At 50.5% G+C, this 14,713-nt stretch carries 14 protein-coding genes; 8 read left to right on the plus strand and 6 right to left on the minus strand.

The annotated features are described in order from the left end of the window. A partial coding sequence (locus Q0231_RS09950) for a 2Fe-2S iron-sulfur cluster-binding protein (protein ID WP_299347517.1) occupies positions 1–1,833 on the plus strand: 1,833 nt, incomplete at its 5' end. Positions 1,834–1,884: 51 nt separating this feature from the next. Here Q0231_RS09950 and hpt read toward each other — a convergent pair. From hpt to Q0231_RS09965, 3 genes are all read right to left on the minus strand, one after another. Next, on the minus strand, positions 1,885–2,427 hold the full coding sequence (hpt, locus tag Q0231_RS09955) for a hypoxanthine phosphoribosyltransferase (RefSeq protein ID WP_367274487.1): 543 nt from the start codon (positions 2,425–2,427) through the stop codon (positions 1,885–1,887). 82 nt (positions 2,428–2,509) lie between these two features. After that, positions 2,510–3,730, minus strand: coding sequence for a TIGR03862 family flavoprotein (locus Q0231_RS09960; RefSeq protein WP_299347518.1), 1,221 nt, complete (start codon positions 3,728–3,730; stop codon positions 2,510–2,512). Positions 3,731–3,784: 54 nt separating this feature from the next. Then, complete coding sequence (locus Q0231_RS09965) at positions 3,785–4,657, minus strand: MurR/RpiR family transcriptional regulator (RefSeq protein WP_299347519.1); 873 nt, start codon at positions 4,655–4,657, stop codon at positions 3,785–3,787. Positions 4,658–4,778: 121 nt separating this feature from the next. Here Q0231_RS09965 and Q0231_RS09970 point away from each other — a divergent pair, with 121 nt between their 5' ends. The 7 genes from Q0231_RS09970 to Q0231_RS10000 all read left to right on the plus strand — a co-directional run bounded on the left by Q0231_RS09970 (position 4,779) and on the right by Q0231_RS10000 (position 12,466). Beyond that, positions 4,779–5,573, plus strand: coding sequence for an N-formylglutamate amidohydrolase (locus Q0231_RS09970; protein WP_269394621.1), 795 nt, complete (start codon positions 4,779–4,781; stop codon positions 5,571–5,573). An 11-nt stretch (positions 5,574–5,584) separates the two neighbouring features. Beyond that, the gene (locus tag Q0231_RS09975) at positions 5,585–6,079 is read left to right on the plus strand and encodes a TRAP transporter small permease subunit (RefSeq protein WP_269394768.1); all 495 of its coding nucleotides are present in this window, start codon (positions 5,585–5,587) and stop codon (positions 6,077–6,079) included. Continuing rightward, positions 6,080–7,402: a TRAP transporter large permease subunit gene (locus Q0231_RS09980; RefSeq protein ID WP_269394622.1), complete on the plus strand. Its 1,323-nt coding sequence runs from the start codon at positions 6,080–6,082 to the stop codon at positions 7,400–7,402. A 56-nt stretch (positions 7,403–7,458) separates the two neighbouring features. Further along, positions 7,459–8,490 carry a TRAP transporter substrate-binding protein gene (locus Q0231_RS09985; RefSeq protein WP_269394623.1) on the plus strand — a complete coding sequence of 344 codons (1,032 nt, stop codon included), beginning with the start codon at positions 7,459–7,461 and terminating at the stop codon, positions 8,488–8,490. 75 nt (positions 8,491–8,565) lie between these two features. After that, complete coding sequence (locus Q0231_RS09990) at positions 8,566–9,930, plus strand: glutamine synthetase family protein (RefSeq protein WP_269394624.1); 1,365 nt, start codon at positions 8,566–8,568, stop codon at positions 9,928–9,930. Positions 9,931–9,932: 2 nt separating this feature from the next. After that, positions 9,933–11,315 carry an aldehyde dehydrogenase family protein gene (locus Q0231_RS09995; RefSeq protein WP_299347523.1) on the plus strand — a complete coding sequence of 461 codons (1,383 nt, stop codon included), beginning with the start codon at positions 9,933–9,935 and terminating at the stop codon, positions 11,313–11,315. A 5-nt stretch (positions 11,316–11,320) separates the two neighbouring features. Next, complete coding sequence (locus Q0231_RS10000) at positions 11,321–12,466, plus strand: iron-containing alcohol dehydrogenase (protein WP_299347525.1); 1,146 nt, start codon at positions 11,321–11,323, stop codon at positions 12,464–12,466. Between the two features lie 235 nt (positions 12,467–12,701). Here Q0231_RS10000 and Q0231_RS10005 read toward each other — a convergent pair whose 3' ends face one another. The 3 genes from Q0231_RS10005 to Q0231_RS10015 form a co-directional block, all read right to left on the minus strand. After that, positions 12,702–13,556, minus strand: a complete 855-nt coding sequence (locus tag Q0231_RS10005) for an ABC transporter permease (protein WP_299347527.1) — start codon at positions 13,554–13,556, stop codon at positions 12,702–12,704. 1 nt (position 13,557) lies between these two features. Further along, positions 13,558–14,421: an ABC transporter permease gene (locus Q0231_RS10010; protein WP_269394628.1), complete on the minus strand. Its 864-nt coding sequence runs from the start codon at positions 14,419–14,421 to the stop codon at positions 13,558–13,560. A gap of 1 nt (position 14,422) precedes the next feature. Further along, the coding region (locus tag Q0231_RS10015) for a TOBE domain-containing protein (RefSeq protein ID WP_299347530.1) at positions 14,423–14,713 on the minus strand (291 nt) is incomplete at its 5' end.

Genomic DNA, 14,713 nt, shown 5'->3' on the forward strand with positions numbered 1-14,713 from the left:
GATTGGATCGCTGTTTCCCAATCCATGCGCGCTTACCTCCGGTTTTCAATATTTGGAAGCATTGTTGCCAAACAAATCAGACGCCTTGGCTATAAGGCCAAAGCCCATACGGTGATGGACGGTGAGGTGTTGCAACCACCGCTTTTGCTGTTGTCTGGGCTTGGCGAAGTGAGCCGTATCGGGGAGGTGATTCTGAACCCATTTCTTGGGCCACGCCTAAAGTCGGGTGTGGTGACCACCGACATGCCGATGGCGCATGACAAACCGATTTCTTTCGGTTTGCAGCAGTTTTGTGAAAGCTGCAACAAATGTGCCCGCGAATGCCCTTCGGGTGCGATTACCGCAGGTCCGAAGTTAATGTTCAATGGCTATGAGATTTGGAAGTCTGACAGCCAAAAATGCACCACCTATCGCATTACCAACGAAGGGGGGGCGATGTGCGGAAGGTGCATGAAAACTTGCCCGTGGAATTTGGAAGGCATTTTTGCTGAAGCGCCCTTCAGGTGGGCGGCGATGAATGTGCCCAAAGCCGCACCCATTTTGGCAAAGCTTGATGATGTGGTGGGAAATGGTGAACGAAACCTCGTCAAGAAATGGTGGTGGGATCTCGAATTATCGGACGATGGTGCCTATCGCCCAACCCAGCACAAGGTCAATGAACGTGATTTGCAAAAGGATTTGGACCTGAAGTTTGAGGATCAGACCTTAGCGGTCTATCCGGCGAACTTGGCGCCGCACCCTTGGCCTTTCCCATTTCCTATGGATAGAGAAAAAGGCATCGAAGCTTATCAGGCGATGATTACTGCTGATCAATATAAAGCCAAACTTGCGATCGGTGAAACAGAGGGCTTGGCGCACGAATATAAGATTGAGGGCGATGCCCCAGTGGTGCGCGTTGAGATCACCAAAGTTGAGCCAATGAGCGAGGGTGTAACGAAGTACGAGTTTTCTTCGATCATTGGCGAAGATTTGCCTGAATGGACAGCCGGGGCGCATTTGGACATTGTGGTGGCGCCGGAATTCTTGCGCCAATACTCGATGAGCGGAGATCCGGCCGACCGGTCAACGTACCAAATTGGTGTGTTGCGGGAAGATCAGGGGCGCGGTGGCTCGCAGCTCTTACATCGGATTTTCACGTTGGGGCGCAAGGTTTTCATTTCCAAGCCAATCAATCATTTTCCATTGGAAGAAGATGCTAAAAAGACGTTTCTGATGGGGGGCGGTATCGGCATTACCCCCATGATCGCGATGGCACATCGATTGCATGCAATCGGCGCCGATTTTTCGATGCATTACTCTTGTTCGTCGCGGGCGAGTGCTGGGTTTTTAGACGACCTATCTAGATTTGAATGGGCCGATAGGGTTCATTTGCACTTTAGCGATGAGGGCAGTCGCGCGGATTTGAACGCGGTGCTTGGCGCATATGAGGATGGTTGTCATGTTTATACCTGTGGGCCAGAGCGGTACATGCAGTCTGTAATGGAGGCAGCAGAGCGACAGGGCTTTACTGACGATGAACGACATATCGAATATTTCAATGTGCCAGAGTTGCCAGAATATCAAAATCACCCTTTTGCGCTAAGACTTGCGCAGTCGGGAAAGGTCTTGCAGGTGCCTGCGGACAAAACTGCAACTGATGTTTTGGCAGAAAACGGTATTCATATTGATGTGAAATGTTCGGATGGCATTTGCGGAGTGTGCAAATGTGGTTTGATTTCGGGTGAGGTTGAACACCGAGACTTTGTTTTGTCGAAAAAGCAAAAAGAGAACTCAATCATTCTTTGTCAGTCGCGTGCAGCGGCACCTGGCGCAGAAATTGAAATCGATTTGTAAGCAAGCGCAAAGGTTTCGTTCGGCGTTCAAAAGAACACCATCGGACGGCCCTTATTCTGAAAGAAAGCGCACTTTGCCAATATAAGGCAAATTGCGGTTGCGCTGGGCGTAATCAATGCCGTAACCAACCACGAATTCATCGGGAATTTCAAAGCCAGTCCATGTGGCTTTGATATCGACTTCGCGGCGCGAAGGTTTGTCGAGCAAGGCACACACCTCAAGTCGCTTGGGATTGCGGGACTTTAAAAGGTTTGTCACATGGGTCAGGGTGTACCCTGTGTCAACGATGTCCTCGACCACCAAAACGTCGCGACCTTCAATTTCCCCGCGCAGATCTTTTAGAATGCGCACTTCACGAGAGGATTCTGTGCTGTTGCCATAAGAGGATGCTTCAAGAAAGTCGACTTCAACGGGCAGTTCCAATTCACGCACCAGATCAGAGATGAACACAAAAGAGCCGCGTAAAAGTCCCACAACGATCAATTTGTCGGTATTAGCAAATTTCTCTGAGATTTCCGCCGCCAAATCTTCCACGCGGGCAGCAATCGATTTGGCCGAAATCATTTGATCGATGACGTAGTTTGAATGGTCCATGCATTTTCTCCAACCTGCGAGCTGAACTTAGCAGCAAAAATGTGAATGCCACGAGGGCGCTAAAGGGCAATGTGGCAGTTGCTCACAGTTCGTTTGTTTGGGTGAGCCAATTCTTGGCGCCGGCGCCTGCGGCCCGGCCGGTTGCTAAACATGCGGTGATCAAATAGCCACCGGTGGGGGCTTCCCAATCAATCATTTCCCCCGCAACGAATACGCCAGGCATCTGCTTGAGCATATAATTTTCGTCAATTTGGTCCCAAGCGACGCCACCCGCGGTTGAAATGGCTTCATCGATTGGTCGGGTGCGCAAAAGCGGCAATTCTAGCGCTTTAAGGCGCTGCCCCAACTCTTCTGGTGTGGCTTTGTTTGCTTCTGGGTAGAGTTCGCGCACGAGTGCCGCTTTCACCCCGGTCAATTTTGCGCCCTTGCGCAATCTATTTGAAAGGCTGTGTTTTGGGTTTTGGCGGGCAAGCGCATCGGCGATCTGTTCAGCTGTTTTGCCCGGCACCAGATCAAGCTGCAATGTGGCTTGATTATTGGTCTCTAGCTGATCGCGCAATTGGGCGGAAAAGGCATAAATCAAGCTGCCTTCGACACCGCTTTTGCTAATGACAAATTCACCTTTGGTTTTTTTGTCACCCAATGTGATCTCAACTGTTTTAACCGGTGCGCCCGCAAATTTTTCTACTAAAAATTCACTCCATTGCACGTCAAATCCACAGTTTGCAGGTTGAAGCGGGGCAATGGTGACGTTGTTCTTGGTGAGGTGCTTTTCCCATTCAGCCGTTGAGCCAAGCCGTTGATAGGATGCACCACCAAGCGCCAAAATCACAGCGTCAGGTTTTATGTTGATTGTGCCGTCCTGCGTTTCGAACATGAGCTGATCACCGTCAAATCCACACCATTTGTGGCGGGTTTTCAGCTGCACACCCGCCGCTTCAAGCTCTGCAAGCCAAGCGCGCAATAGCGGAGACGCCTTCATTGCTTTGGGAAAAACGCGACCCGAAGAACCTATGAATGTCTCAACACCCAGTTGTGTGGCCCACGCTCGAATGTGATCTGGTGTGAATTGTTCGAGTGCTGTGGAAAGGCGCGCATTTGCGGCACCGAACCGGGTTTGGAATGTTTCAAATTGCTCAGCATGGGTGATGTTGAGCCCTGATTTTCCGGCCCACAAAAACTTGCGCGCCGGCGTTGGCATTGCTTCGTAAATGGTAATGTCGTGCCCGAGCCCCGAGAGGGCTTGGGCCGCTGCCAATCCCGCGGGACCGGCGCCAATGATTGCAATCTGCTTTTTTGTCATGGGCGTGGTGGTGCCACATACACGCAATGTGCGCAATTGGTGGCTCGGGTTTTCTTATGTGAATTTTCTAAAGAAGCGGGTGCGATCAAACATCACTTCAAGTTCTTCCATACGCTCGCGAGTTTCAGGCCAAGTGCGTTTTTGCACGTCAGCGATGATGGTTTCCACCAACAGCATTGTGGTGACAGAACTATCCCACGCCGAAGGCACAACGATTTTTAGACTGAATGTATGATGGGCCAATTTGCTGATCGGCGACAACCATTGATCGGTAAACAGGATGATTTTTGCACCGGCTTCGGCGGCCATTTCGGCAAGTTTTAGGGTCGAGTTCTCATATCGACGCACGTCGAAAATGACAACCACATCGTCTTTCTTGATGTCCAACAGATAGTGTGGCCATGCGTTCGAAATTGACTGGATATGGGTAACGTCTTTGCGCAAGACTTGCATGTGAAGGAAGAAGTAATCGGCCATCGCACGGGTGATCCGGCCGCCAACGATAAACAACGAGCGGTTAGTGTCCGCCATCAATTCACAGGACTTTTCGAACGTATCGATATCCAGTTGCCCAAGCGAGTGGCGGATATTGTCGATCACCGCTTCGGTGAATTTATTGACGATATGTTCGTTCGGCGCCTGATCTGCCCATGTATCGTGTTTGGCGATCGGGTCAGAAATTGTGGCTTCAACTTCCTTGCGCAGGGCGGCTTGGAATTCTGGGAATCCTTTAAAACCGATCTTCTGCACCATGCGGGCCACCGTGGGCGTGGAAACGCTTGCGTTTTGGGCAACGGTCGTGATCGAGCCGAGGCCCGAGACGGGATAATTTTCCATCAATGAATGCGACAATTGCCGCTCGGCGCGGGTGAGGTTGTCAAAATTGCTTTGCAGTAATTCCGCAACGGTGCTGGCGTTTTCGGACAATGTTAAGTCTCCAATTTGTCTCGGTTTACCAACAATTTGAGCAAATATGAAGAAAAAGTTTCAGAAATGATATTGACAGGCCGATCCATTCTGAAGAAATATGTACAAAACGGGAGGGGTTGTGAATATTTCTACAGAACAGTCAAAAATGCAGAGTGAAAAATTCGCCGCTGTTGAGTTGCTCAACCAAAGCGGCGTTTCGCCTGTTCTGTTGATTTGTGAGCATGCATCAAACTTTATCCCAGCCGAGTATGCCGATCTTGGTCTGACCGAGGACGTGCAAAAAAGCCATATTGCATGGGACCCAGGTGCGCTTGGGGTGACCCAACATTTGTGCGAGATGCTGAACGCACAAGCTGTTGTGGGACGTGTGTCGCGATTGGTTTATGATTGTAATCGCCCGCCGCACGCAGTTGATGCGGTGCCTGCACGCAGCGAGATATTTGACGTGCCAGGAAATGCTCACCTGTCTCCAGAACAGTATCAGCATCGTGTGGATCAATGTTTTGTGCCCTTCACCGAAATGTTGGCCAAGACGATCCGCTGGAGCCAAAAGGCCCGCGTATTGGTGACCCTGCACAGTTTTACGCCAATTTATAACGGCGAAAAACGGGATACAGATATTGGCATTTTGCACGACACGGACAGCAGATTGGCTGACGCAATGCTGGACGCCGCTGCCAAATTTACAAATTTGAGAATTGAACGGAACAAGCCCTATGGACCTGAAGATGGCGTCACCTATACGCTGAAGGCTCAAGGGATGGAAAACGGGCTTCTTAACGTTATGATTGAGGTGCGCAATGATTTAATTGCCACTCCAGAGCAACAAAAAGATATCGCAAAGCTTTTGTGCGACATGCTCAATCACTCCCTTGCAACGCTTGATGCAATCAGCAGCGGGGGGGGAAACTAGTGCTGTCTTTTATGGGCAAATATGTCCGAATAGTTGATGCGGTCAATTACCGAATGGGCCGGATCATGATGTATTTCATTTTTGTGATGGTCGCGATCCTCTTGTGGTCGTCTATTTCCAAAACATTCTTTTTGCCGTCTTTGTGGACGTTGGAAATCGCGCAGTTTGCGATGGTCGCTTACTACGTGTTGGGTGGACCATATTCCATGCAGCAAGGCTCACATGTGCGTATGGACCTGTTTTACGGGGCATGGTCGGACAAAAAGAAAGCGCAGATCGACGCGATCACGGTGCTGTTTTTGATCTTTTATCTCGGGGTCATGTTGTACGGGGCCTATGACAGCACCAGCTACTCCTTCCAATATGGTGAGCGCAGCCCAACGGCTTGGCGACCTTACTTGTGGCCAATCAAAGTAATCATGTGTTTCGGCATCTTTATGATGCTTTTGCAATCGATCTCTGAGTTGTTCAAAGACATTGCCACACTCAAAGGGGTGGACCTGTAAATGTCTTATGAAATGATCGCACTCTTCATGTTTGCATCGATGATGTTGATGATGTTTACCGGACAACGTGTTTTTGCCGCCATTGGCGCGGTCGCGGCTGTCGCTGCCATTTTCCTTTGGGGAACTGGTGGTTCTGATATTCCGTTTTCATCCGCCATGAAGCTGATGAAATGGTACCCACTTTTGACGCTGCCCATGTTTATTTTCATGGGCTACATCTTGTCTGAGAGCAAGATCGCGGACGATCTTTATAAGATGTTTCACGTTTGGATGGGTCCGGTACATGGTGGCTTGGCCATCGGCACTATCGGGTTGATGGTTTTGGTTTCTGCCATGAACGGCTTGTCTGTTGCTGGCATGGCCATCGGTGCAACGATCGCTCTGCCAGAATTGCTGCGCCGAGGCTACGACAAACGCATGGTCACGGGGGTTATTCAAGCGGGGTCTTCGCTTGGGATTTTGGTGCCGCCATCAGTGGTGCTTGTGCTGTACGCAATGATCGCGCGCCAACCTGTTGGCCAGCTGTGGCTCGCCGGGGTGTTCCCTGGGCTTTTGATGGCCGCACTGTTTATTCTTTACATCTATATCCGCTGCAAAATCCAACCTGAACTCGGGCCGGTGTTGCCAAAAGAAGAACGTAATGTGCCAACTGGCGAAAAGCTTCGTTTGCTTGGTGCGGGCATTCTGCCACTTACGATTTTTGCAGCCATGATGGTGCCTTTCATCAACGGTTGGACCAGCCTTGTTGAAAGCTCAGCAATTGGCGCGATGACTGCCTTTGTGGCTGCTGTCCTTAAGGGCCGGATGAACCGCAAAGTGTTCGAAGTCTCTGTGCGCCAAACACTTCTGATCTCGTGCATGTTCATGTGGATCATTCTTGCGGCACTTGGTTTTGGAGCCGTGTTTGATGGTTTAGGTGCAGTGCGTGCAATCGACAATCTGTTCACTGATCAATTGGGACTGAACCCATGGGTCATCCTGATTTTGATGCAGCTTTCGTTTTTGATCATGGGCACGTTTCTTGATGATACCGCGATGTTGGTCATTGTGGCCCCGCTCTACGTGCCACTTGTCCACGCGCTTGGTTTTGATCTGATTTGGTATGGCGTTCTTTATACGATTACCACGCAGATTGCTTATATGACGCCACCATTTGGCTACAATCTATTCCTGATGCGCGCGATGGCGCCGCCCGAGATCACCCTCAAAGACATTTACGGCTCCATTTTGCCGTTCGTGTTGGTGATGCTCTTTGCGCTGACGCTCATAACCCTATTTCCGCAAATTGCGCTCTGGCTACCCAACACAGTTTACGGGAAATAAATCCACAAAAAGATCCAAGAAAATTGGGCAAAAACGCATTATACAAGGAGAAGGAAATGACGACTAGACGTAAGTTTTTGACCGGCGCTGCACTGGCCCCGGCCGCGGTACTTGCCACTCCGGCGATTGCCCAATCCAAAATCCGTTGGCGGATGCAAACATATGCGGGCTCAGCGTTGGGCGAGCATGTGATTAAGCCAGCCATCGACAGCTTTAACAAAATTGCTGGCGATGAAATGGAAATCGAACTGTTCTATGCCGATCAATTGGTGCCAACTGGTGAGTTGTTCCGTGCCATGCAAAAGGGCACAATTGATGCCGTGCAGTCAGATGATGATTCAATGGCATCGCCAACCGAGGTAACGGTGTTTGGTGGGTACTTCCCATTCGCAAGCCGCTATTCACTCGATGTGCCGGTATTGTTCAACCAATATGGTTTGAATGAAATCTGGGACCGCGAATACTCCAAAGTTGGTGTTAAACATTTGTCTGCTGGTGCTTGGGATCCATGTCACTTTGCAACCAAAGACCCAATTCGTTCCCTTGCCGATCTTAAAGGCAAACGCGTGTTCACATTCCCAACAGCTGGCCGTTTCTTGAGCCAGTTCGGTGTTGTTCCGGTAACATTGCCATGGGAAGACATTGAAGTTGCAGTGCAGACCGGCGAACTCGATGGCATTGCGTGGTCAGGTATCACAGAAGATTACACTGTGGGCTGGGCCGATGTGACCAACTACTTCCTCACCAACAATATTTCTGGTGCGTGGGCTGGGTCATTCTTTGCCAATATGGACCGCTACAACGAGCTGCCACCACACCTTAAAGAGTTGCTTCAGTTCGCTATGGACAGCTCTCACTACTATCGTCAGTGGTGGTATTGGGGTGGTGAGGCTTCACTGCGGGTCAATGGACCTAAGATGGAGCTAACTTCAATTCCTGATGAAGAATGGGCAACAGTTGAAAATGCTGCGCATAAATTCTGGGATGAAATCGCTGCGGAATCTGAAACCAAAGCAGAAGTTGTGAACATCTTTAAAAAGTACAATGCGGACATGCAAAAAGCTGGCCGTCCGTACCGTTACAGCTAATATAACTGGTCTCGGGATGGCCTTAGGGTTGTTCCGAGACATTTTTGACAACTGAACTTAAATTGGACGACGTCTATGCCGGGAAATCTCTCTTTTGAAGACCTAAAGAGCCAAGTGCAACGCGGCGAAGTGGACACCGTTTTGGTGACCTTCCCCGATATGCAGGGTCGTCTGATGGGTAAACGTTTTCACGCTCAGCATTTTGTGGATAGCGCATGGGAAGAAACCCATTGCTGCACCTATTTGCTGGCGACAGATTTAGAAATGTACACGGTTGAAGGGTATGCTTCGACGAGCTGGCAGACTGGTTATGGCGACTATGTAATGAAGCCTGATTTGACCACGTTGCGGCCTGTGCCTTGGCTTGATGGCACCGTAATGGTTTTATGCGATGTGCTTGACCATAAAACCCACAAGGAAGTGCCCCATTCGCCACGTGCGATGCTTAAGAAACAAATCGCTCGCCTGACCGAATTGGGTTTTGATGCGATGATGGCCACAGAGCTGGAGTTCTTTTTGTTTGAAAAGAGCTTTGACGAAGTGCGAAAATCTGGGTTTCGCGATTTAGATCCGATCAGCGGATACAACGAAGATTATCATATTTTGCAGACCACTAAAGAAGAGGGTGTGATGCGCCCCTTGCGCAACCATCTTTATGCTGCTGGGATCCCCATTGAAAATTCGAAGGGCGAAGCCGAAGCGGGTCAAGAAGAATTGAATATCCGCTACGCTGCGGCATTGGATTGCGCGGACAACCACACGATTGCCAAACATGCGACCAAAGAAATCGCTTGGCAACAAGGGCGGTCTGTAACGTTTTTGCCCAAATGGCATAGGGATCGCGTCGGCAGCTCATCCCATGTGCACCAATCGCTTTGGAAAGACGGGAAAAACGCATTTTTTGATCCTGACGCTGAATTGGGCATGTCGGAGATGATGCGGCATTATATGGCTGGGCTAATCCATTATGCGCCTGATTATACCTATTTCCTTGCGCCATACATCAATAGCTACAAACGTTTCCAAAAAGGCACTTTTGCGCCAACCAAAACGGTGTGGTCGGTGGATAATCGCACGGCGGGCTTTAGGCTTTGTGGCGATGGCACCAAGGCTGTGCGCGTTGAGTGCCGCATTGGCGGTTCTGATCTTAATCCACATCTTGCGCTGGCTGTTCAATTGGCCGCAGGCATTAAAGGGTTGGAAGAAAAGCTGGAATTGGCTGCCCCATCAACGGGTGACGTTTATGCCGATAAAGACGCCCGTGAGATTCCGCAAACGCTGCGTGATGCTGCGGTGACTCTGGGGAATTCGGATATGCTGAAACAGGCGTTTGGCGAAGAAGTTGTTGCCCACTATGTCCATGCGGCGAATTGGGAGCAGGAAGAATTTGACCGGGTTGTAACCGATTATGAAATCGCCCGGGGATTTGAAAGAGCTTAAGAATGACAGATAGTGTGAAATGTATCTCACCCATTGACGGGGCCCTTTATGCTGAGCGCGAAACGCTGAGCGAAGTCGATGCAACAGCAGCAGTTGAGCGCGCAAAGTCGGCGCAGGTGGCGTGGGCCGCCCGTCCTCTGAATGAGCGGATTGCGTTGGTGCGGGCCGGCGTTGAAAAAGTCGGTCAGATGAACGAGAAGATTGTAGAAGAGTTAGCTTGGCAGATGGGTCGCCCTGTACGTTATGGTGGCGAGTTTGGTGGTTTTAACCAACGTGCTTCGCATATGGCAGACATAGCTGAAGACGCATTGGCTCCGATCATGGTTGAAGATAGTGGTGAGTTTAATCGCTATATCAAACGCGTGCCGCATGGCGTTGTGTTGGTGGTTGCGCCTTGGAATTATCCCTATATGACAGCGATTAACACTGTCGCTCCGGCATTGATTGCGGGCAATAGTGTATTGCTCAAGCATGCGTCGCAAACATTATTGGTTGGCGAGCGTTTGGCCGAAGCCTTTCACGCAGCGGGCATTCCGGCGGATGTGTTCCAGAATGTGTTCTTAGATCACGGCACAACTTCGGCGCTAATTGCGGCAGGTTCGTTTGGCTTTGTAAACTTCACCGGATCTGTTGGTGGGGGACAAGCAATGGAACGTGCCGCTGCCGGCACCTTCACCGGCGTTGGCACAGAATTGGGCGGCAAAGACCCCGGCTATGTGATGGATGATGCCGATGTTGATGCGGCGGTTGAAACGCTGATTGACGGGGCAATGTTCAACTCGGGCCAATGTTGTTGCGGCATTGAGCGGATATACGTTGCTGAAAACCTATTCGATGAGTTTGTGGCAAAGGCTGTGAAAATTGTTGAGGGTTACAAGCTTGGAAATCCACTGGATAAACAGACCACCATCGGCCCGATGGCCCATGTGCGTTTTGCCGATGAAGTGCGCGTGCAAACCAGTGAGGCGATTGCCGCTGGTGCGAAACCTTTGATCGATCCGGCATTGTTCCCACAAGACGATGGTGGCGCTTACTTGATGCCGCAAATCCTGGTTGATGTGGACCACACCATGCGTGTGATGCGGGATGAAAGCTTCGGCCCAGTTGTTGGTATCATGAAGGTCAAAGATGACGCTGAAGCAATCAGCTTGATGAACGACAGCGAATTCGGCCTAACCGCATCACTGTGGACTAAAGACGTGGCGCGTGCGCAGGTCGTTGGCGATCAGATTGAGACCGGAACGATCTTCATGAACCGCTGCGATTATCTTGACCCGGCTTTGTGCTGGACCGGATGCAAGAATACGGGGAAGGGCGGTGGTCTGTCCGTGATTGGCTATCACAACCTTACTCGACCAAAATCATATCATTTGAAGAAGGCGTAACGACGATGTTGTTGCAAGGAAATTGGAACTATCCGACCCCGATCCGTTTTGGCGCTGGTCGCATCTCAGAAATTGCTAACGCATGTGCCGCAGTTGGCATCAAAAAACCCTTGCTTGTGAGTGACAAGGGCTTGGCCAACTTGCCGATCACCACCAGCACGCTGGATCTGCTGGAGGCTGCAGGCCTTGGCCGTGCGATGTTTTCTGATGTGGATCCAAACCCTAGCGAGCTGAATGCTGAGGCTGGATTAAAGCAATATCGCGAAGGTGGCCACGATGGCGTTATTGCGTTTGGCGGTGGTTCTGCCCTGGATTTGGGTAAAGTGATCGCCTTCATGTCTGGTCAAACCCGACCCCTTTGGGATTTTGAAGATGTGGGTGACTGGTGGACCCGTGCAGACATCGATGGCATTGCGCCCATCGTTGCGGTGCCAACGACAGCGGGCACTGGATCTGAAGTTGGCCGTGCCTCAATCATTACCAATTCGGTGACACATGAGAAGAAGATCATCTTCCACCCGAAAATCCTTCCTGGTGTGGTGATTTGTGATCCTGAGCTTTCAGTAGGTATGCCCAAGTTCATTACGGCGGGTACCGGTATGGACGCGTTTGCCCATTGTTTGGAAGCATTTTGTTCGCCCCATTATCACCCTATGAGCCAAGGTATTGCGCTTGAGGGTATGCGGTTGGTGAAAGAGTATTTGCCACGAGCTTACGCGGATGGATCAGACATTGAAGCGCGCTCGCATATGATGTCGGCAGCGGCAATGGGCTCAACCGCCTTTCAAAAAGGCTTGGGCGCGATCCACGCACTCTCTCATCCGATTGGTGCGGTGCACAACACCCATCACGGCACAACCAATGCTGTGGTGATGCAGCCTGTTTTGACCTTTAACCGTTCAGCCGTTGAAGGTCGATTGACTGACGCTGCGAATTATCTTGGCATCGCTGGGGGCTACGAAGGCTTCTACAATTATGTGGGCGAATTGAATGACAGCCTTGGCATTCCAAAAAATCTCACAGAATTGGGCGTGAAAAATCCGGATATGGATCAACTCACCAAATCAGCGCTGCAAGACCCGAGCACGGGCGGCAACCCCATTGAAATGAATTACGAAAACACGTTGCAGTTGTTGAAAGCTTGTTTCTAGTCAATATCCCTGGTCGTTTCCCTTAAACGACAAACTTGAAGCCGATCCGTTTTGGATCGGCTTTTTTTGTGCGGTTTGCATGTCGACAGAAAACGAGCAGATCGGCAGGGTTTGCGCTTGCTGCATCTGTGGCCGTGCAATCCAAGCTTGGATGCGTTTTCTCGGATTGCGACGATGCTTAAGCCCTAAATGAAGGCAGCTGGAATTGGGTGGTGGTGAGCTGACGCAAGGAGCGTCAGCCCTCTTTCTTTTGAAATAACAACGATGCGATGCCCAACAGGGCCGAAACCACAATCAGCAACAGTGATACCGCGTTGAGCACTGGCGTTGAACCTTGCTTTAAACGGTCAAACATAGTGATGGTTAGCGGCGCATCGGAGCCGACCAGCATCAGAGTTGTGTTGAAGTTTTCAAAGCTCATCAAAATTGCAACCACAGCGGCGCCTGCGATGGCGGGCATTAAAAACGGCAAGGTGATCTGACGGACCGCGCCCCATTTGCTCGCGCCCAGATTCAATGCTGCTTCTTCAAGTGAGCGGTCGAATTTTTCAAGTCGCGCTGAAATCACCAGCGTTGCAAAGGTGGCGATAAAGCTGAATTGGCCAAGGATAACCAGCGGTAGACCAGGGCGTAGCCCATCGAACCACATGCCCGTTGCGTCTTCTAAATTGTTGGCGACGGTGTTGGAGAACACCAGAATTGAAATGCCCAAAATGATGCCAGGGATGATGAGTGGTAACAGCATCAAAATGTACAAAAACTCTTTGAACTTAAAGTCGTAGCGTACGAACAGGAATGCGTTGGAGGTGCCAACCGCGATCGAGAGCATTGAAACCCAAAAGGCGACAAATAGTGATGTGCCTATCGACTTTATGATCGAGCGTTCGTTGAAGACACCGATATACGGTGCTTCATCGCCAAAGAACCATGCCCATGTGAACCCTTCCCAAGGAAGGGACGGGAACACACTATCATTAAAGGCGAACGCGCAAACTACTGTTAGCGGCAGTGCCAAATAGATGAAGAACAGGGTGACATATACGCGATATGTCCATTTGAACGTTTTGGATTGTGGGATCGTTGCAATCATTTTAGCGCCCCACTGTATCGGTTAGGGATTGGCGTGAAAGCTTAAGCCCGGCCCACACAATGGCCGACGATAGACCTAGCAACAAGAAGCCAAAGGCGGAGCCCAACTCCCAGTTAAAGCGCGTGATGAATTGGCTATAAATCAAGCCCGTGAACCACAGGCTATCTTTACCGCCCAGCAGGATGGGCGTGAGGTAATTGCCAAGCGAAAGCATGAACACCACGATACAGCCCGACACAATGCCGGGCATGGCGTGGGGGATGATGATTTCGCGCAAGATTGAAATGCCATTGCCGCCCAAATCGTAGGCGGCTTCGATGTAGCTATCATCAAGGCTATCAAGGGTTGTGACCAGCGGCACCACCATGAACAGCATGGACGTGTAAACCAAACCGATCATGATCGCGGCATCATTATAAAGGAATTCAACCGGGCCTGAGAGCACACCGATATATTGCAGAAAGCTTGAGAATATGCCCGTTTCCCGTAGCAAAATCATCCAGCCAAATGTGCGCACAAGTTCGCTGACCCAAAAGGGGATCAGGCACATCAAAAACAGAGTGGTTTTGGTGCGGCCACGGGTAAGTTTGGCGATGTAGTAGGCAACAGGAAAGCCGACCACCAAAGTCAGGAACGTTGCGGCGATGGACATAAAGGCGGTGCGGGCAAATGTGTTCCAATATAAGGGTTCGGTGAAGAACACCATATAGTTGCCTAGGCCCGTCACATATTGGCGAACCCCGGTTTTAACGCTGATGGAAACCAAAAACATGCCGATATGCGGCACAATGATCAGGAGCAAAAGCCAGAGCATTAGCGGCGTCATCAACAGATAGAGGCCGAGGCGAGATTGGGCTTGCGTCATCTTATGCTCCCGCCGCGTAGCAGCGGGTTTGTGCCGCTTCCCAGCCGATAAATATGTTGTCGCCTTTGTTCAGATCGCGGAACTCGCCGGTTTGGGGAATAGCGACATTCATTTCGCCGCCAGACTTTTCTTCGCGTAAAATGATGTGGCTGTTCGCGCCGTTAAACAGGATGTTTTCAACAATGCCGGTGTTTAGGTTTTCAATGCCGCCAAATTTATCGGCTTCTGTTGCAAGTCGCACCGCTTCTGGGCGCACGAACACTTCCGCCTTATCGCCTTTTTGCATTTTGGC

The sequence above is a fragment of the uncultured Maritalea sp. genome (assembly GCF_937139385.1).
Classification (GTDB): Bacteria; Pseudomonadota; Alphaproteobacteria; order Rhizobiales; family Devosiaceae; genus Maritalea; species Maritalea porphyrae_A.